Origin of the sequence: Massilia sp. LC238 (assembly GCF_000735635.1) — a bacterium.
Classification (GTDB): domain Bacteria; phylum Pseudomonadota; class Gammaproteobacteria; order Burkholderiales; family Burkholderiaceae_D; genus Telluria; species Telluria varians.
In genome coordinates, this window is the sequence record NZ_JNNN01000066.1 from 111,701 (window position 1) to 130,206 (window position 18,506).

Annotated in this window: 18 protein-coding genes; 5 read left to right on the forward strand and 13 right to left on the reverse strand. The window is 68.3% G+C overall.

Annotated features, from left to right (window positions below; translation table 11 throughout):
• Nucleotides 1-67: 67 nt before the first annotated feature.
• Both FG94_RS18265 and FG94_RS18270 read left to right on the forward strand, forming a co-directional pair.
• Nucleotides 68-538, forward strand: coding sequence for an EVE domain-containing protein (locus FG94_RS18265; protein WP_036214508.1), 471 nt, complete (start codon nucleotides 68-70; stop codon nucleotides 536-538).
• Nucleotides 538-1,344: a sulfite exporter TauE/SafE family protein gene (locus tag FG94_RS18270; protein ID WP_036214509.1), complete on the forward strand. Its 807-nt coding sequence runs from the start codon at nucleotides 538-540 to the stop codon at nucleotides 1,342-1,344. The genes FG94_RS18265 and FG94_RS18270 overlap by 1 nt, the downstream gene beginning before the upstream one ends.
• Here the strand turns inward: FG94_RS18270 and FG94_RS18275 are convergent.
• Genes FG94_RS18275 through FG94_RS18285 form a run of 3 tightly spaced genes read right to left on the reverse strand, consistent with a single transcriptional unit; the run spans nucleotide 1,334 to nucleotide 5,318 of the window.
• Nucleotides 1,334-3,535, reverse strand: coding sequence for a molybdopterin cofactor-binding domain-containing protein (locus tag FG94_RS18275; protein ID WP_036214510.1), 2,202 nt, complete (start codon nucleotides 3,533-3,535; stop codon nucleotides 1,334-1,336). The two genes, FG94_RS18270 and FG94_RS18275, sit on opposite strands and share 11 nt — an antisense overlap.
• On the reverse strand, nucleotides 3,535-4,023 hold the full coding sequence (locus tag FG94_RS18280; RefSeq protein WP_036214511.1) for a (2Fe-2S)-binding protein: 489 nt from the start codon (nucleotides 4,021-4,023) through the stop codon (nucleotides 3,535-3,537). The genes FG94_RS18275 and FG94_RS18280 overlap by 1 nt, the downstream gene beginning before the upstream one ends.
• Nucleotides 4,024-4,025: 2 nt before the next feature.
• On the reverse strand, nucleotides 4,026-5,318 hold the full coding sequence (locus FG94_RS18285; protein WP_081926070.1) for a cytochrome c: 1,293 nt from the start codon (nucleotides 5,316-5,318) through the stop codon (nucleotides 4,026-4,028).
• Between the two features lie 94 nt (nucleotides 5,319-5,412).
• Here FG94_RS18285 and FG94_RS18290 point away from each other — a divergent pair, with 94 nt between their 5' ends.
• Both FG94_RS18290 and FG94_RS18295 read left to right on the forward strand, forming a co-directional pair.
• A complete protein-coding gene (locus tag FG94_RS18290) occupies nucleotides 5,413-5,757 on the forward strand; it encodes a hypothetical protein (protein ID WP_036214512.1) in 345 nt (114 codons plus the stop codon).
• A gap of 75 nt (nucleotides 5,758-5,832) precedes the next feature.
• Nucleotides 5,833-8,007 (forward strand): ATP-binding protein, encoded by a 2,175-nt coding sequence (locus tag FG94_RS18295; protein ID WP_036214513.1) that lies wholly within the window; start codon nucleotides 5,833-5,835, stop codon nucleotides 8,005-8,007.
• 12 nt (nucleotides 8,008-8,019) lie between these two features.
• Here FG94_RS18295 and lgt read toward each other — a convergent pair whose 3' ends face one another.
• From lgt to FG94_RS18310, 3 genes are all read right to left on the reverse strand, one after another.
• On the reverse strand, nucleotides 8,020-8,829 hold the full coding sequence (lgt, locus tag FG94_RS18300) for a prolipoprotein diacylglyceryl transferase (RefSeq protein ID WP_027865165.1): 810 nt from the start codon (nucleotides 8,827-8,829) through the stop codon (nucleotides 8,020-8,022).
• A 4-nt stretch (nucleotides 8,830-8,833) separates the two neighbouring features.
• Nucleotides 8,834-9,727 (reverse strand): LysR family transcriptional regulator, encoded by an 894-nt coding sequence (locus FG94_RS18305; RefSeq protein WP_036214515.1) that lies wholly within the window; start codon nucleotides 9,725-9,727, stop codon nucleotides 8,834-8,836.
• 75 nt (nucleotides 9,728-9,802) lie between these two features.
• Nucleotides 9,803-10,033 carry a TIGR04438 family Trp-rich protein gene (locus FG94_RS18310; protein ID WP_036214517.1) on the reverse strand — a complete coding sequence of 77 codons (231 nt, stop codon included), beginning with the start codon at nucleotides 10,031-10,033 and terminating at the stop codon, nucleotides 9,803-9,805.
• A 174-nt stretch (nucleotides 10,034-10,207) separates the two neighbouring features.
• Here FG94_RS18310 and FG94_RS18315 point away from each other — a divergent pair, with 174 nt between their 5' ends.
• Nucleotides 10,208-10,516: a c-type cytochrome gene (locus FG94_RS18315; protein ID WP_027865168.1), complete on the forward strand. Its 309-nt coding sequence runs from the start codon at nucleotides 10,208-10,210 to the stop codon at nucleotides 10,514-10,516.
• A gap of 59 nt (nucleotides 10,517-10,575) precedes the next feature.
• Here FG94_RS18315 and FG94_RS18320 read toward each other — a convergent pair whose 3' ends face one another.
• From FG94_RS18320 to folD, 7 genes are all read right to left on the reverse strand, one after another.
• Nucleotides 10,576-11,295 carry an SIMPL domain-containing protein gene (locus FG94_RS18320; protein WP_036214519.1) on the reverse strand — a complete coding sequence of 240 codons (720 nt, stop codon included), beginning with the start codon at nucleotides 11,293-11,295 and terminating at the stop codon, nucleotides 10,576-10,578.
• 232 nt (nucleotides 11,296-11,527) lie between these two features.
• Nucleotides 11,528-12,217, reverse strand: coding sequence for an NnrU family protein (locus FG94_RS18325; RefSeq protein ID WP_036214521.1), 690 nt, complete (start codon nucleotides 12,215-12,217; stop codon nucleotides 11,528-11,530).
• A 58-nt stretch (nucleotides 12,218-12,275) separates the two neighbouring features.
• Nucleotides 12,276-14,438, reverse strand: a complete 2,163-nt coding sequence (locus FG94_RS18330; RefSeq protein ID WP_036214523.1) for an NHL repeat-containing protein — start codon at nucleotides 14,436-14,438, stop codon at nucleotides 12,276-12,278.
• Nucleotides 14,439-14,535: 97 nt separating this feature from the next.
• Nucleotides 14,536-14,904 carry a hypothetical protein gene (locus FG94_RS18335; RefSeq protein ID WP_036214524.1) on the reverse strand — a complete coding sequence of 123 codons (369 nt, stop codon included), beginning with the start codon at nucleotides 14,902-14,904 and terminating at the stop codon, nucleotides 14,536-14,538.
• Nucleotides 14,901-15,326, reverse strand: coding sequence for a DNA polymerase III subunit chi (locus FG94_RS18340; protein ID WP_036214525.1), 426 nt, complete (start codon nucleotides 15,324-15,326; stop codon nucleotides 14,901-14,903). The genes FG94_RS18335 and FG94_RS18340 overlap by 4 nt, the downstream gene beginning before the upstream one ends.
• 45 nt (nucleotides 15,327-15,371) lie before the next feature.
• Nucleotides 15,372-17,477, reverse strand: a complete 2,106-nt coding sequence (locus FG94_RS18345; protein WP_200879996.1) for a M3 family metallopeptidase — start codon at nucleotides 17,475-17,477, stop codon at nucleotides 15,372-15,374.
• Nucleotides 17,478-17,495: 18 nt separating this feature from the next.
• Nucleotides 17,496-18,404, reverse strand: coding sequence for a bifunctional methylenetetrahydrofolate dehydrogenase/methenyltetrahydrofolate cyclohydrolase FolD (folD, locus tag FG94_RS18350; RefSeq protein WP_051996906.1), 909 nt, complete (start codon nucleotides 18,402-18,404; stop codon nucleotides 17,496-17,498).
• Nucleotides 18,405-18,506 lie beyond the last annotated feature (102 nt).

Below are 18,506 nucleotides of genomic sequence, written 5' to 3' on the forward strand. Positions count from 1 at the left end.
TTTTTTTTTCGATAGGGTTTTTCGCAGAAAGGTCGGCAGAGCCGACCTTTCTGCGTGTGGAGACGGAATGCGTTATTGGTTGATGAAATCGGAGCCGGACGACGTCAGTTTCGACGACGTGCTGGCCGCGCCGGAGCAAACCGTGTCCTGGTACGGCGTACGAAACTACCAGGCGCGCAATTTTCTGCGCGACGCCATGTCGGTCGGCGACGGCGTCCTGTTCTACCACTCCAGCTGCGCAGTGCCCGGCGTGGCCGGCATCGCCGAGGTGGCGAGCGGTCCGTATCCGGATGCGACCCAGTTCGACCCGTCCTCTCCCTACCACGACCCCAAGGCCACCCAGGAAAATCCGCGCTGGATCTCGGTCGACGTGCGTGCGGTGGAAGCGGGGCGCTACCTTCCGTTGACGGAGATGCGCAGCATCCCGGCGTTGGAAGACATGGTGCTGCTGCAGAAGGGCAGCCGGCTGTCGGTGTCGCCGGTGACGGCGGCCGAGTGGAACACCATCGTCGCCCTGGTGCGCGAAGGGAAGCGCTGATGGACCTCACCCTGATCCTGGCGCTGCTGGCGATGGGCACCTTCGGCGGCTTCGCGGCCGGGCTGCTCGGCATCGGCGGCGGCATGGTGCTGGTCCCCTTCATCACGATGATCTTCACCGCGCGCGGCTTCGCGCCCGAGCTGACCATCCACATGGCGATCGCCACCTCGCTTGCGACCATCCTGTTCACCTCCCTGTCCTCGGTGCGCGCCCACCACCAGCACGGCGCGGTCCTGTGGCCGGTGGTGAAGCTGCTGGCGCCGGGCATCCTGATCGGCTCCTGGATCGGGCCCTGGATCGGCAAGCAGATGGATTCCACGGTGCTGGCAGCCTTCTTCGGCGTGTTCGTCGCTTTCTCGGCGACCCAGATGCTGATCGGTAAAAAGCCCGCCGCGTCGCGCGCGCTGCCGGGCGCGCCGGGCATGTTCGCCACCGGTGGCCTGATCGGCACCCTGTCGGGCATCGTCGGCGCCGGCGGCGGCTTCGTGTCGGTGCCCTTCATGACCTGGTGCGGCGTGCGCATCCACAATGCGGTGGCCACCAGCGCGGCGCTGGGCTTTCCGATCGCGCTCTCCGGAACCCTCTCGAACATCTGGTTCGGCTGGGGCGAGCCGGGCTTGCCGGACTGGTCGCTCGGTTTCATCTACCTGCCGGCCCTGGCCATCATCGTGCTGGCCAGCGTCACCATGGCGCCGATCGGCGCGCGCACCGCGCACAAGATGCCGGTGCGTCAGCTGCAGAAGGTGTTCGCGGTGATCCTGTATGCGCTGGCGGCCTACATGTTCTGGAAGGCCGTCAACCCGTAGCCAACTTGCGCATGCGCTCGCGATTGAGCGGCAAATCGCGCACGCGCCTGCCGCAGGCGTCGGCTACCGCATTGGCCAGCGCCGCCGCGGCCGGCCCCTGGGCCGCTTCGCCGGTGCCGAGGAAAGGCTGGCCCGGACGGTCCAGCAGGTGCACCTCGACCTTGTCCGGCACCCCGTTGAAGCGCAGGATCGGATAGCCGGCCCAGTCCTGGCTGATCACCTGGCTGGCGTCGAAGCGCATCTGCTCCAGCAGGGTCCAGCTGCTTGATTGGACGATGCCGCCCTCGATCTGGTTGCGCACCCCGTCGGGACTCACCACTTCGCCGCAGTCGACGGCGGCATCGGCGCGCACGATGCGGACAAAACCGGTGTCCAGCGCCACCTCGACTTCCAGCGCGACGGCGCAGTAGGCCGCCAGGTTCTTGTAGCGGGCAAATGCGAAGCCGCGCCCGCGCCGGGGGCTTCTCTTGTAGCCGTCCCAGCCGAACTTGCTTGCGGCCAGCTTGACCACCTCGATGGCGCGCGGGTCCGCCAGGTGGCGCAGGCGGAAGGCCACCGGGTCCAGGCCGGCCGCCCGCGCCAGCTCGTCCATGAAGCTCTCGATCGCGAACACGTTGCAGTAGGCGCCCAGCGAGCGTACCGCCGAGGTGCGGAACGGTCCGGCCGGCTGGAAGCGATGGGTCACGCGCGCGTTCGGCAGCACGTAGTACGGAATGGCATTGCGGTCGCCGCTGCCCTGGGGCTGCGGAATCGGCTTGGGCGTGGGCGGTACGAAGGGCTTGGCCAGCAGGGTGGCGGCCAGCAGGTTGCCGGCCTTGCCGGGCCGGGTGTTGTGCGACTGGCTCCAGACCTCGTACTGCCAGTCGACGATCCTGCCGCTCGCGTCGAGCGTGGCCGCGACGTCCGCCACCATCGCCGGGCCGAAAGGTTCCCACGCATGTTCGTCCTCGCGCATCCATTGCACCCGGACCGGGATGCCGGGGAAGGCGCGCGCCATCAGCGCCGCGTCGGCGGCGACGTCGTCGGCGCCGTTGTGGCCGTAGCAGCCGGAGCCCTCGCCATGGATGCAGCGCACCGCTTCCTCGGGCGCGCCGAGCAGCTCGGCCAGCGCGCGGCGCAGCGGGAACACGCCCTGCGAATGGGTCCACACCGTGTAGCGGCCTTCGTCCAGCAGCGCGATCGCGCACGAGGGGCCGATCGAGGCGTGCAGCTGGAACGGGCGGGTATAGGTGGCGCGCAGGGTCTTGCCGGGCGCCCCGGGCTTGCCCTGCGCCAGCACCTGCTCGGGTGTCGACGGCAGGCTGCGCACCAGCGCGGCCACATCGCGGCCGGCCGGAAGAACGGAAGGTACGTCCCAGCGGGCCGCGCGCGCCAGCGCCTTCGCTGCCTTCACCGCGCGGTATTCCTCGTCCGCGATCACGGCCAGGAAGCGCCCGTCCTGCACGATTTCGAGCACGCCCGCCAGGTGCGCCACCGCCGCCTTGTCCACCGAGAGCAGGCGCGCGCTCGGTGAGGGCGGGCGCACCACGCGGCCATGCATCATGGCGGGCAGGCGCAGGTCCTGCACGTAGGCGACATGGCCCTTGAGCTTGCCAGGGATGTCGACCCGCGGCAGCGTCACCCCGATGAGGCGCCGCGCGTTCGGCGTGCGCGGCGGCAGGGCGCTTGTCGCGCGCACGTGCTGCTCGCTGCCCGCCACCAGTTCGCTGAAGCTCACGCGCCGTCCGTCGGGCGTGCGGAACACGCTGTTGTCCTGCATCAGCGTGGCGGCCGGCACCTTCAAGTGGGCCGCGGCCTTTTCCGCTAGCTGCGCGCGCACCTGGGCCGCCGCGTGGCGGATGGCGGTGGCGCTGTCCTGCATCGAGTGGCTGCCCGCCGTATAGCCTTCGTCGGGCGAGCGCTCGGTGTCGGCGGTTTCCAGCACCAGGCGTCCGGGATCGATCTGCAGCTCGTGCGCGGCCACCTGCAGCAGGGCGGTCTTGATGCCCTGGCCCAGCTCCACCTTGCCCGTGAAGATGCTCACGCGGTTGTCGCTGCCCACGCGGATCCAGGCGTCGAGCCAGGGTTCGCGTTCGAGGCTGCCGGGCAGGGCGCCGGGCGCGGCGCGCAGCGGCAGCGCGAAGGAAAGCGTCAGGGCGCCGCCGCTTGCGAGGAAGCGGCGCCGGCCGGGGCGCTTGGGGGAATCGTTCATCAGTAGTTCCGGATCGGCTGGGTCTTGAGCACGTCGGCGGCGCGGCGCACCGCGCGCAGGATGCGCAGGTGGGTGCCGCAGCGGCACAGGTTTGGCTGCATCCAGGCCTTGATCTGGGCATCGGTGGGCGAGGCCACCTGCTCGAACAGGGCGGTGGCGCGCATGATCATGCCGGCGATGCAGTAGCCGCACTGCGCCGCCTGCTCCTCGACGAAGGCCTGCTGCAGCACCACGGCCGGCACCCAGCGCGTGCCGCCCGACTCCACCGTGCGCACGGCGCGGCTGCCCACCATCGACACCGGCAGCAGGCAGGACATCACCGGCTCCTTGTCGAGCATCACGGTACAGGAGCCGCACTGTCCCATGCCGCAGCCGAACTTGGCGCCGTTGAGTTTCAGGTCGTTGCGCAGCACGTAGAGCAGCGGCGTGTCGGCGTCGACGTCGACTTCCTGCGGCTTGCCGTTAACCTGCAGCTTGAAGGTGGTCATGGCTATCTCGTCTTCTTCACGGTGTCGTCCAGGTCAGGCCACGGCTCGGCCCCTGCGCCATAACGGCGCAGGTAAGCGGCCAGCGCCGTCACCTGCTCGTCGCCCAGCAGGGTGGCGAAGCCGGGCATCCAGCGCCCCGGTTCGCTATCTAGCGGCACGATGCCTTCGCGGATGATGCGCACCAGGCTGCGCGGGTCCGGGTCGTACAGGGCCACCGCCTTCTGCAGCTGCAGGGCGGCGCCGGAGCTGGCGCTGCGCCCCGCATCGTGGCAGCTGGCGCAGGCCATCGCATAGGTCTCGTAGCCGAGGCGCATGCGCGCCAGGTCGGGATCCTTGTCTCCTGGTGGCGGCAGCGGACCGGCCTGTTGCGCGGGCGTCGCGCGCGCCGGCGCCTGTTTCAGGTAACTGTGGATGTAGGTGGCGAGGGCGGCGACGTCCGCGGCATCGGCCTGGCCCAGGTTGACCACCACGTCCTGCATCGGCCCGCCCGCCACGGCGTGGTCGGGCGCGATGCCGGTGCGCAGGTATTCCTGCAGGTGCTCCCGGGTCCACGGCAAGGGCGAGGGCGACTTGCCATTGAGCGCCGGGGCGTACCAGCCGCCGGCATCGCCGCCGTCGAAGCGGCGCTGCAGGTCCGGCCCGCCGAGCAGGGTGCGCGGCGTGTGGCATGCGCTGCAGTGGGCCAGTACGTTGGCGACGTAGGCGCCTCGGTTCCAGTCGGCCGGCTGGCGCGCATCGGGCTGCCAGGGCGATTCGTCGAGGTAGAGCAGGTTCCAGAAAGCCACCAGGGGACGGAAACCGAAGGGGAAGCTCATCCGGTTCTCGCGCGCCGGCGCCGCCAGGGCCGGGCGGGTCATGAAGTAGGCGTACAGGGCGCGCATGTCGTCCGGCGCCAGCTTGGTGTAGTGGTTGTAGGGGAAGGCGGGGTAGAGCAGGCGGCCGTCGCGCGCGACGCCCTGGCGCATCGCGCGCTCGAAGGCCTCGAAGCTCCAGGCGCCGATGCCGGTGCCCGTGTGCGGCGTGATGTTGGTGCTGTGGACGGTGCCGAAGGGCGTCTTCACCGCCAGGCCGCCGGCGAAGGGTTTGCTCGGGTCGACCGTGTGGCAGGCCGCGCACATGCCGAGCTTCGACAAGTTGGCGCCGCGCGCCACCAGCGCGCTGTCGAAGCGGGCCGGCGCCGCCTGCACGGGCAGGGCGGGGCGCCACATGAAGAAGAACGCGGCGAGCGCCAGCAGCGCCAGCCCAGCCAGCGCCAGCCACCATCGATTGCGCCGCGCGCGTCCCGGCCGTTCCATGTCCTGCTTGTTCTCCCCGATCAGTATTCCTCGGCATTATGACCGAAAAGCCAACACGCACGCGCCCAGGGCCGGGCGGTGGTATGCTGCGGCCATGACTACCGATTCCGACATCGAGCTGTCCGGCCCTTTCCAGGCCAAGGACGGCAACGGCCGTACCCTCGACGTCAAGGCGATCCGCATCTTCGACGAGGGCTACGGGATCATCGACGTGTACGTGGACTTCAAGGCCAGGCTCGAGCCCGGCGCCTACAAGGACACGGTGCTGGTGCGCCAGATCATCGAGCGCCTGCGCACGCTCGGCTACAAGGGCCCCGACTTCGGCCACAGCGATCCCGGCCTGCAGGAGAGCAAGCTGATCGTGCTCGAGGCGCCCGAGGAATTCACCGCCTTCGCCAAGAGCCGCGGCTGGAAGAACCTGGCCGAAGACTTCGAGTAACAGCCGGCCCCGGCCATTTGCCGGGGCACGCCGGCATTGTGCCTATAATGTCCATTTCCGACATAGGCCGATCCCATGCTGCTGCGCCAGCGCACCACCGTTTCGCTCCGGCGCCTGCTGGTGCTGCTCACCGCCTTCGGCCTGCTGCCGCTGGCGCTGCTGGGCGTGTGGGGACTGCACCTGGTGGGCGAATACCAGCAGCGCGAGCAGCAGCGCCACCTGCTCGACCTGGCGCGTGCGCTGTCGAGCGCCGTCGACGCCGAGCTCGATGGCGCGGTGGCGGCCCTGGCCGGCATGGCGCGCTCCCCGGCGATGGCGGCCGGCGACCTGCGCGCCGTCCACGGGATCGCCCGCAAGCACGTGGCGGCCCAGCCGGAATGGCTGGCCGTGATCCTGACCGACGCCAGCGGCGCCATCCTGTTTCGCAGCAATGCGCCCTTCGGCGGGCCGGGCGGCATCATCGCCGACCCCGCCAGCCTGCGCCAGGCGGTCGATAGCGGCCAGCCGCTGGCCGGCCGGGTCGCGATCGGCAAGGGCGGCCGCGCCGCCTTCCCGATGCGCGTTCCGGTTCTCGATGACGCGGGGCGCCGCTACGTCCTGAGCGCGGTGATCCAGCCCGGCCGCATGCTGCGCGTGCTGGAGCGCCAGAAGGTGCCGGGCAATTCGGTGATCTCGATCATGGATGGCGGCGGCGCCATCGTCGCCCGCTCGAAGGAGCACCGGCACACGGTCGGCGGCCCGCCCAGTGCCTCGCTGGTCAAGCTGATGCAAGACCCCAGGCAGGAAGCGGTGGGCGAAACCACCACGCTGGAGGGGGCGCAGGTGATGTCGGCCTTCACCCGCTCGCGCTACGGCTGGGCGGTGGCGATCGGTGTGCCGCCCTCGGCGCTGGCGCCGGCCTCGATGCAGGGCATCGCCCTGTACGCGGCCGGGCTGGCGGCATCGCTGCTGGCCTGCATGCTGCTCGCCAGCCTGCTGTCGCACCGCATCGTGCGCGCCTTCCACGGCCTGCAGCGCGGCGGCGCCGCGCTGGGCGCCGGCCTGCCGGTGTCGGTCCCGCCCTCGCGCATCAGCGAGATCGACGAGACCGGACGCGCCCTGATGGCCGCCGCGGCCTTGCGCGACGCGCACGAGGCCGAGCGCTCGCAGCTGCTGGCATCGCTCGAGCGCGCGCTGGACGACAGCCGCAGCGCTTCGCGCGTGAAGGACGAATTCCTGGCCATGCTCGGCCACGAGCTGCGCAATCCGCTCAGCCCGATCGTCGCCTCGCTCGACCTGATGGACCTGCGCAACGAGGCGTCGAACCAGCGCGAACGCGCCATCCTGCGGCGCCAGACCAATCACCTCAAGCGCCTGGTCGACGACCTGCTCGACGTCTCGCGCATCACCAGCGGCAAGCTGCGCATCGACTTGCGCCCGGTCAACCTGGCCGAGTTGGTGCGCCACGTGACGGCTTCCTTCCCGGCCGCGCCGGGACGCGCCATCGAGGCGCATGCGCCGGCCGAGGCCTGGGTGCTGGGCGACGAGAGCCGCCTGACGCAGGTGCTGAACAACCTCTTGACCAACGCGGCGCGCTTCGGCAAGGGCGCAAACGGCGTCCGGCTGCTGGTCGAGGAAGGCCAGGCACGCCTGGCGGTGAGCGACGACGGCGTCGGCATGGACCGTGAGATGCTGGAGCGCGTGTTCGATCCCTTCTTCCAGGCCAGGCAGCCGCTGGCGCGCCATGCCGGCGGACTCGGGCTGGGCCTGGCGATCGTGCGCCGCATCGTCGAGCTGCACGGGGGAGTGGTGTCGGCCCACAGCGAGGGTCCTGGCAAGGGCAGTTGCTTCGAAGTGCTGCTGCCGCTCGGGACGGCGCCATCGAAGGAAGCAGAAGCGCCCGGCGCGGCGCAGGCGCGCCTGCTCGACGTGCTGGTGGTCGACGACAACCAGGACGCGCTCCGGGCGACCGCCGCGGTGCTCGATTACCTCGGGCACACGGTGCGCATCGCGGGTACGGCGGCGGCTGCGGCGGAGGAGGTGCAAAGGCAGGCGCCGGACGTCGCGATCCTCGACATCGGCCTGCCCGACATGGATGGCTACGCGCTGGCGGCGCTGCTGCGCGCCGCGGCGCCGACGCTGCGGCTGGTGGCGCTGACCGGCTACGGCCAGCGCGCCGACGTGGCCCAGGCACTCGGCGCCGGCTTCGACCTGCACCTGACCAAGCCGGCCACGCTGGAAGATTTGCAGCGGGCGCTGACGCCCGCTTGAGGGAACAGCTACTTACGCGTGCGCCGCGCGGCCGTTGGGCTGGCGATAAGCCCAGGCCAGCATGACGAGGGCGCCGACGATCATCGGCAGCGACAGCACCTGGCCCGAGGTGATCGGCATGCCGAGCACGGTGGTTTCCCAGTCCGGCACGCGGAAATACTCGGTGATGAAGCGCGCGCAGCCATACAGCAGGGTGAACATGGCGCCCACCGCCAGGCGCGGGCGCTGCTTGCGCGCATACGGCCACAGGATCAGGAACACGACGATCCCATCGAGCAGCATCTGGTACAGCGGCGACGGATGGCGCGGGCCTTCGACGCCCGGCCACAGCATGGCCCAGGGCAGGCTGGGGTCGGCCAGGCGGCCCGGCAGCTCGGCGTTGATGAAGTTGCCCAGGCGGCCGGCGGCATACCCGAGCGGCACCATCGGCGCGATGAAGTCGTACACGTCGAGCAGGTTGCGCTTGGATTTGCGGGCCCACAGCGCCATGGCGATCAGCACGCCCAGGAAGCCGCCGTGGAAGGACATGCCGCCGCGCCAGACCATGAAGATCTCGAGCGGATGCTGGAGAAAGTAGAGCGGCTGGTAGAACAGCACTTCGCCCAGGCGTCCGCCCAGCACCACGCCGAGCATGCCGTAGAACAGCATGTCGTCCAGGTCCTCGGCCTTCCAGCCCTGCGCGGCGATGTGCGGCTGGCGGATGCGCACCCGGCCCAGGATCAGGAACAGGGCGAAGGCCACCACGTACATCAGGCCATACCAATGGATCTGCACCGGTCCGATGGCGAAGGCGATGGGATCCGGCTGCGGGTGTACTAGCATCGTTTTACTCTTTCTCGATTAAATCCAGGAAGCCCCTGAGCACGGGCGAGGCGCTGTCGCGGCGCCAGGCCAGGCCCGTCTCGGCCAGCGGCGTCGGGTCGGCCAGGGCACGGTATTCTACGCCCGCGCGCATCAGGTTCGACACGGATTGTGGCACAAGTGCCAATCCCATGCCGCCGGAGACCAGGCTGACGATGGTCTGCATCTGCAGCGCTTCCTGCCCGATGACGGGGGTGATGCCGGCCGCGCGGAAGCACGACAGGATGGCGTCGTACAGGGCGGGCGCGGCGGCGCGCGGGAAGATCACGAGCGGCAGCGGCGGCAGGTCGCGCAGGCGTACCGGTCCGCTACCCTTGAGCGCATCCAGCCCGGCGGGCGCGCACAGGATCAGCGGCTCTTCCAGCACTTTTCTGTAGTCGAGGGTGGTGCCCGCCTGTCCCGGCAGCGGCGGGATCACGAAACCGGCGTCGATCCGCCCGTCCAGCAATTCATCGGCCTGCACGTCGGACGTCGCTTCGCGCAGCACCAGTTGGACGTCCGGGAAGGCGGCGCGGTAGCGCTGCAGGATGGCGGGCAGCACGCTGTAGTCGGCGGTCGAAACGAAGGAGAGGGTCAGGCGGCCGGCCCTGCCTTCGGCGACCCGGCGCACCAGGTCGGGCAGGGCGCCGGCGTCGCCGAGCAGGCGGCGCGCCTCGGGCAGCAGGGCGGTGCCGGCGGCGGTGAGCGTCACCTGGCGGCGGTTGCGCAGGAACAGCGGGGCGCCGAGCAGCTCTTCCAGCCCGGCGATGCTTTGCGAGAGCGGCGGCTGCGTCATGTGCAGGCGCTCGGCGGCACGGCCGAAGTGCAGTTCTTCGGCGACCGTGACGAAATGGCGGAGCTGACGAAGTTCCAGGTTCATTGATACGCGCAGTGTATGGATTGGACTCGGTGATATGCAAAACATATCACACTACCCGGTCCCACTCTTGCGGTATCAGGACTTCCTGCGTTTGGAAAAGGCCTGCTTCACGCGGGCCGCGCGATGATGGTGCAGAACGTTGTGTTCTTTTTTCTTGTCGAGCCCGAGCGCCTTTTCGATGAACTCGAACCAGACGAAGGCGAACACCATCAGCGCGACGATGTACCACCACGACAGGTCGGCGAAACGCCAGACGCCGAAAAAGCGCAGCCCGCAGAGGGCGACGATGGAGAGGATGAGCGGCATGGATGACTCCTTCGGCATGCATATTACAAAGAAAAATTATTTCCGTGTGGAAAAAGATTTCCTGTTGTCGGAATTCATCAACATCCGGTGTTACGGTCGTTACAGAGTGTATCGACCCATGAAGCTTTGGCCAATCCACGGTAGAATGCAGTCGTTATAAACCAGGAGAAACAAATGAAACGCTCGTTGTTGTTGTGTGTGGTGATGTCGGCCTTCGCGTCCAGCGGCGCGTTTGCACAAGCCGACCTGGCGAAGGCCAAGAATTGCATGGCTTGCCACGCGGCAGCCAACAAGCTGGTCGGTCCTTCCTACAAGGACGTCGCTGCCAAGTACGAGGGGCAGAAGGGCGCCGAGGACAAGCTGGTGCAGAAAGTGATGAAGGGCGGCGCGGGCGTCTGGGGTCCGGTGCCGATGCCGGCCAACCCGCAGGTGAGCGAGGCCGAAGCCCGCAGCCTGGTGAAATGGGTGCTGGCGACCAAGTAAGCCTGCGCCAGTAACGACAAAAGCGCGCCCGCGTGAGCATGGCGCGCTTTTTTGTTTTCTTATTTGCCGCCAATCCGGTAGATCACGTCGACCGACTGCGCCAGCTGCATTGCCTGCACCAGCGCCATTTCCGTGCGCGCGCCGCGCCGGACGCCGCCGCCGCGTGCGTTCGAATCGCTGGACATGCCCATCGCGTTCGACAGGTTCTTCAGCGGCCCGATGGACACGCCGGTCGCCGCTCCCAGCCTGGCGCCGATGCCGCCCGCGATGTCTTTTGCCTTGAGCCTGGCCATGCCGATCGCCTGCTGGAGGAGATCCGCCTCGACCTTCTCGCGGTCGCTGCGGTTGAAGGAAACCGCCAGCGATTCGAGGTCCTTCATGACGAGCAGGGCGCGCATGATGGGCGTCCAGCCGTCCAGCTTGCGCACGGTGACGTGCAGGGTGACCCGGGTCTCCATCGGCAGCGGCTGGCCCTCGGCCAGCACCTCGACCTTGCGCGGGCGGCGCGCGATATCCTGCACGAGCACATCCTCCGGCGCGACGCCGTTCTCGGCGAACAGCGCGCGGCTGGCCTCGAGCCGCTCGTTGACGAGCTTCCAGGCGGCGTCGGCATCGGGCTCGAGCGACACGATGTCGATGTCGATCTCGCCGACGTCGGGCATGATGTACTGGTCGGCGGTTGCACTGACGTGGATGAAGGGATGGTTGGGCAGGTCGGCCGCCATGCCGGGCAGGGCGGCGGCGGCCAGCAGCAGGGCGGCGGCGAATCGTTTCAGCATGCGAAGCACTCCGTGATCGATGGGGAACGCCTCGACAATAGATCAACTAGACATGCGTGTCTACATCTTTCAATCCTCGCCTGAGCACTTATGCGGAATTCATAGAACGGCCGGTCTAGGCATGCACACGCGGAAGCGCCCGTAGTCGAGGTCGCAGAAATAGTCTTCCAGCGCCTGCGCCGACGCGCCCGGGTCGCACAGCGCCACGTAGCCGTCCGGCCGCAGCAAGGCTTTACACCAACCAGCGCCAGATGCCCGCCGCCCGTCCGGCCAGCGGTATGTGCGCCCAGGTCGCCAGCAGCCACACCAGCAGGCCACCGCCGAGCGCATGGGCGCCAAATCCACCAAAGCGCGCTCGGCCCTGAATGATCGCCGCGAAGGGCCAATAACTGGTACGCCGCTCCCAGGCTGGCCAGCCTTGCGGATCGAGCGTGGCCTTCTTGCGGTCCTGCAGCGCTGCACCGAGCAGGGACAGCAGGATGATGGCAAGCGCGACGATGATATTCCTCGTCACCGGATACACCAGGATGTGCACCATGCCCCAGATGGCGAATGCCCACAGCATCGGATGCCGGGTGATGGCATACACGCCGCGTGCCTGCGCGCTGGCCGCATTGGTGGCGCCGGGCATGGCCGGGTTGCGCACCAGCGAACCGAGCAGCATGACGGAAGCACCCAGCATCAGGCCTGTCGCCAGCGCCCACAGCCCGTCGCCGACGGTCCAGAGCGGCGCCCCGGCCGGGGTCCTGGGGTAGGCCCAGGCCATCCCGCCGAGTGTGGCGAAGGCCACGAGGGAGTACAGCGCGAGGAAACCCTTTTCTCCCATGGCTTTCACCAGCGGCTGACGCAAAGGGTGCGACAGGAGAAAATGCGATCCGACAAAGGCGCCGGAAAATGCCATCAGCAACATCGATGCGTCCATGCGATGCTCCATCATGACTCGAGGTGCGCCAACTATAGCAGAGGCTTGGAGCGCGCTCTTACTCGATCACCAGCGGCAAATCCCTTCCTTCCAGTGCCACCTGGCCGGCGTAGTCGGCCGCGTAGATGCGCAGGATGTACTCGCCCGGCGCGATGTCGCCGAGCTGCCAGCTGCCGGTCTCGACTTCGCCATCGCGCAGGCGGCTGTGCAGCGCATAGGCGAACTGGGTGGCCTTGCTGCCGTACACGGTGATGCCGCTGTTGGGCGCGTAGACGGCCTTGACCGCGTCCGGGTTGCGCGGCAGGCGGTCGTAGACTTGCGTGATCAGGGGACGCTCATGGCCGGGCACGGGCCTGCCGTCGGCGCGCAGCAGCTGGTAGCCGAGCTTGTACAGGCCCAGGCGGCGCCGTGCCAGGTTGCCGTCCACCTGGTCGTAGGCGTCGACCACGATGTTCACCTCGCCCAGCGAGCGCGGCACGCGCAGGCGCTTGTCCAGTACCGGGTTCTTGCGGGTTCCCACGGGCGGACGCAGGCGCTTGCCGCTACTGTCGAACAGGGCGATGCTGTTGATGCGCGGCGCGACGGTATCGGTAAAGCCGACGAACGGAAGGCTGAGCGGATTGACCACCGCGCCGCCCTGGTAGTAGTCGAGGTGCACGTGGGCCATCGCATTGATGGTGCCGAGGGGGTCGCCCACGGCGAAACGGGTGCCGCGCGGCACGCGCACGCGCTCGGCCTTGCCGCGCGCGCCGGTCAGGACCTGGAAACGCGGGTCGAGCGGCCGGCCGCGGGTGTCGCGGCCCACGCGCATGTGGATGTAGGAGAGCGGCCCCACGCTGATGCCTTCGCTGAGCGAATCGAAGCCCCAGTTGGCGTACGGGTCGGAGACCTTGGACGGGAACACCGCCAGCACCTTCGTACCGACGTCGGCGCGCACGTCGAGGCCGGCGTGGAAGTGGTCGCGGCTGTCGCCGTTGTAGCTGCCGCGCACCTCGCCCATCACGCCGACTACCTCGTGCACCATGTCCTGCGGGCCGACCGGCCAGGGCATCGGTTCCTTGCGCGCGACCGCCACCGGCTGCGGGCGGACGGGCGCGGCTTCGTCGGGACGCGGGCTGGAGAGGCGGTGCAGGCGGTGGGCCTGGGCATCGGCCACCACCAGGCTGCCGTCGCGCTCGACCGCGATGCCGCGCGGGCCGTAGAGCTGCACCGTGCCGTCGGGGCCGAAGCCGTCGTTCGAGGCCGGCACGTCGGCATCCGGCAGCGGACGGAATTCGCCTTCCGGGGTGAGTTGCAGGATGCGCCCGCCCGAGCTGGCGGCGATGTACAGGTAGCCGTCGCGGGTGAGCGCCAGCCCGACCGGGCGGCGCAGCGGCGCACGGCGCTCGCCCTCGGCGGGGGCGGCGATGGTCGTCACCGACCCGTCGGTGGCGATGCGGCGAATCGCGTTGTTGCCGGTATCGGCCACGTAGAGCGTGCCGTTGGTCGTCACCGCGAGGGCGCTCGGGGTGTCGAAGCTTGCCGCTGCCGCCAGGCCGTCGGCAAGACCGGGCTTGCCGCTGCCGGCGATGGTGGTCACGTTGCCGTCGCGGCCGATGCGGCGGATGCGGTCGTTGTAGGTATCGGCCACGTAGACGATGCCGGCATCGTCCACCGCCAGGCCGACCGGGCCGTTGAACTGGGCCGCGCGGCCGATGCCATCCAGCTCGCCCCGCGTACCGTTGCCGGCCAGCGTGGTCACCGTGCCGTCTTTCGCGATCTTGCGAATCGCATGGTTGCCGGTATCGGCCACGTAGAGATTGCCCTCGTGGTCGAAGGCCAGCGCGGACGGGGTGTGGAAGGCGGCCGCGGTCCCTTTGCCGTCGACGAAGCCTTCCTTGCTGCCTGCAAAGGTGGTGACCGTGCCGTCCGGCGCGATCGTGCGGATGCGGTTGCTGTTGCCGGCGTCGGCCACATAGACCTTGCCCTGGCTGTCGAGGGCGACGCCGAAGGGATCGTCGAAGCGGCTGCTCGCGGCCGGGCCGTCGATCGCGCCGGGGATGCCGTCGCCGGCCAGCGTGGTGACGCGCGCCGGCCAGAACGGGATCGTCTTCGCCGCCTTGGGCGTGAACACGGCCAGCGCGCCCGGCTGGCGCTCGATGGTGTCGGTGAAGTAGAGGACGGCGCCGGCAATGGCGACGCCTGCGCCCGCAAGCGCCGCGATCAGGATCTTTCGGTTCACAAGGGAGAGTGAATGATTGCAGAGCCTGCAATCTTAGCGGATACCTACGGACTCTGTCGTACGTCGGAAACCGGGGGGCGTGGGGTGGCCCGGCCGGTTATTTACCCAGCGTTTTCAGGTGGTCGATTTCCTGCGCCACCGCGCGGCCGACGATCTCGCCCAAGGCTTCATGCAGCCCTGCGCGCAGGTCGGCGGTAAAGCTTTCCAGGGTGCGCTGCATGGCGTCGGCCATGGCGTCGCGCACGCGCTGCTCGAGCACGAAGTCGACCCGGCCCTGCAATTGCTGCAGCACGCGCTCGGTGACGCGGCGCTCCAGCACGCTCCATTCCTCGCCGGTCCAGCGTTCGTTGGCGCGGCGCTCCAGCTGTTCGGCGACCGGCTCCGGCTCCGGCGCGGGCGCGACCGGCTCGGCGACGACTTCGGTCAGTACCGGGATGCTGGGGTCGAATGGGGCGTTCTGGCTCATGACTGTCCTGCGACGAAGTGGGTCAGGGGATAGTTCTGCTTCTTGTAGGCGACGTAGCGCCGGCGCCCGGCCGCGGCATCGTCTTCGTCGATCGAGATGATTTCGAACACGCGCGCGAACTGTTCCAGTGTAGCGGGCGTGCGGCGGGTGAGGTTGACCAGCATCTCATGATGGGGCAGCGCGATGCTTTCATCGAAGGTGACGATGACCGGCGTTTCATTCGCCAGCGGGTCGCCGGCCGGCACGTGCGGGATGAAGTCGGTATCCGATACCGTCCACAGGGCCGCGTTCAGGGCCTCGGCCTGCGCGGCGTCCTCGGCCAGCAGCACGAGCTTGGCCTTGGCGGCATAGGCCTTGCGGGCGAGGCGGCAGGCGTAGGCCAGCTTGTCGGGGATGTTGGTATGGAAGTCGATGCGGGTCATGGTGCAATTGTAAATCGGGGCGGCACCGGGCCGCCCCTTGGAACATCAGGCGCTCGCGCCGCCCTGCGCAGTGCCGGCCTGGATCATGCCGCTATGGCGCAGCAGCGCGTCGATCGAAGGCTCGCGGCCGCGGAAGGCCCGGAAGGATTCCAGCGCCGGACGCGAACCGCCCACCGCCAGGATCTCCTGCTGGAAGCGCTTGCCGGTCTCCTGCAGCTGGCCCGACTCCAGCGCCTCTTCAAAGGCCGCATAGGCGTCGGCGGACAATACCTCGGCCCACTTGTAGCTGTAGTAGCCGGCCGCATAGCCGCCCGAGAAGATGTGGCCGAAGGAGTGCTGGAAGCGGTTGAAGGACGGCGGGATCATCACCGCGAACTGCTTGCGGATGTCGTCGATCAGGTGCTGCACGGTGCGCTCGGCTTTCGGGTCGAAGTCGTAGTGCAGGTGCATGTCGATCAGCGAGAACTCGACCTGGCGCAGCGTCATCATCCCGGACTGGAAGTTCTTCGCCGCCAGCATCTTGTCGTACAGCTGGCGCGGCAGCGGCTCGCCGGTCTTCACGTGCGCGGTCATCTGCTGCAGCTTGTCCCACTCCCAGCAGAAGTTTTCCATGAACTGCGACGGCAGCTCCACCGCATCCCATTCCACACCCGAGATGCCCGACACCGACAGCTCCTCGACTTCGGTCAGCATGTGGTGCAGGCCGTGGCCGAACTCGTGGAACAGGGTGATGACTTCGTCGTGCGTGAACAGCGAAGGCTGCTGCTTGCCGTCCACGACGGCCGGCGGGGTGAAGTTGCAGGTCAGGTAGGCGATCGGGGTCTGCACGATGCCGCCGGTGGTGAGGCGACGGCCGCGCGCGTCGTCCATCCAGGCGCCCTGGTTCTTGCCTTCGCGGGCATACAGGTCGAGGTAGAACTGGCCGACCAGCTGGCCGTCACGCTCGATGCGGAAGAAGCGCACGTCCGGATGCCACACCGGCGCATCGTCCGCCTTGATCTGCACGTTGAACAGCTCCTGGATGACCGTGAACAGGCCTTGTACGACCTTCGGCTCCGGGAAGTATTCCTTCACTTCCTTCTCGGAGAAGGCATAGCGCTGCTCGCGCAGCTTTTCCGAGGCATAGGCCACGTCCCAGGACTGCAGATCAATGATGCCCAGCTCGTCGCGCGCGAAGGCGCGCAGCTCTTCCAGGTCCTTCTCGGCGAAGGGGCGGGCGCGCTTGGCCAGGTCTTCGAGGAACTCGACCACGTGCTGCGGGCTCTCGGCCATCTTCGGCACCAGCGAGACCTCGGCGAAGTTGGCGTACTCCAGCAGCTGGGCTTCTTCATGGCGCAGCTGCAGCAGCTTGACGATGTTGGCGGTGTTGTCCCACTCGGCGGCCTTGCTGAACATGGTGCCGGCATCCGAGGCTTTGGTGCTGCTGGCGCGGTAGATGGTTTCGCGCAAGGCGCGGTTGTCGCAGAACTGCAGCACCGGGTAATAGGACGGGAAGTGCAGGCTGAACTGCCAGCCGTCCTTGCCGTCCTTTTCGGCCGAAGCGCGCGCGGCGGCCTTGACGTCGTCCGGGATGCCCGACAGTTCTTCTTCGTTCTCGACCAGCAGCTTGTAGTCGTTGGTGGCGTCAAGCACGTTCTGCGAGAAGCGGGTGGAGGTCGCGGACTGCTGTTCCTGGATCTCGGCGAAGCGTTCCTTCTTATCCTCCGGCAGTTCGGCGCCGCCCAGGCGGAAGTCGCGCAGCGCATTCTCGACGATGCGCTTGCGCGCCGGGCTCAGGCTGTCGTACTCGCTGCTGGCGCGCAGCTGCTTGTACTTGGCGAACAGGGCCTCGTTCTGGCCGATCGAGGTCCAGAACTCGATGACCTTCGGCTGGTTCTCGTTGTAGGTGGCGCGCAGCTCGGGCGTGTCCGCCACGTGGTTCAGGTGGTTGACCACGCCCCAGGCGCGGCCCAGGCGCTCGGTGGCTTCCTCGAGCGGCACCACGAAGCTGTCCCAGCTCACGCTGCCGCCGGGCGCTTCCAGTCTGGCCACGACCTCGGCGGCATCCTTGATGAGTTGCTCGATGGCCGGCGTCACGTGCTCCGGCTTGACCAGGTCGAACCGGGTCAGGCCCGAGAAGTCGAGGAGGGGATTGCTGGTGTCGATGGTCATGGGGTTCCTTTTGAGGGTTCAGGCCACGCCGGGCTGCGGTTCCATTCCCGTTGCCTGGCTGGGGCAGTGTTGGCTACTGGAGTGCACGCGTTCCGCGGACTCCACGGTGTTCATCAACAGCATGGTGATCGTCATCGGACCGACGCCGCCCGGCACCGGGGTGATGTGCGAAGCGACTTCGCGCACACCGGCGTAGTCCACGTCGCCGCACAGCTTGCCGGCGTCGTCGCGGTTCATGCCGACGTCGATCACGACGGCGCCCGGCTTGACCATGTCGGCGGTCAAGGTGTTGCGGCGACCGACGGCGGCCACCACCACGTCGGCCTGGCGGGTGTACATGCCCAGGTCCGGTGTCGCGCTATGGCAGATGGTGACGGTGGCGTTGGCTTGCAAGAGCAGCAGGGCCATCGGTTTGCCGACGGTGTTCGAACGGCCGATCACGACGGCATGCTTGCCGCGCAGGTCGATGCCGGTGGTTTCGATCAGCTTCATGCAGCCGTACGGGGTGCAGGGGCGGAAGCCCGGCAGGTTGGCGACCAGTTCGCCGGCCGACAGCACCGAGTAGCCGTCGACGTCCTTGCTGGTGGCGATCGCCTCGATGACCTTGCTCGGGTCGATGTGCTTCGGCAGCGGCATCTGGACCAGGATACCGTGGATGCTCGGGTCGGCGTTGAGGGCCGCGATGCGGTCCAGCAGGGCCTGCTCGCTCAGGTCGGCGTCGTACTTTTCCAGCACCGAGTGGAAGCCGACGTCGCCGCAGGCCTTGACCTTGTTGCGCACGTAGACGTGGCTCGCCGGGTCCTCGCCGACCAGGATGACCGCCAGGCCGGGCTGTCGGCCGGCGGCGGTGAGTTTGGCGGCGCGCTGGGCGATCTCGCCGCGCAGTTGTTGGGAAAGGAGGACTCCGTCGATGTTCTGGGCAGGCATGGGTAGGCTCACGGCTAGGCAAAAATGAAATTATAAGGCCGCCATCCGTATCGCGCGCCGCACCGGTCCAGGCATTGTCATATTTAGGCGCTCAAATCGCTG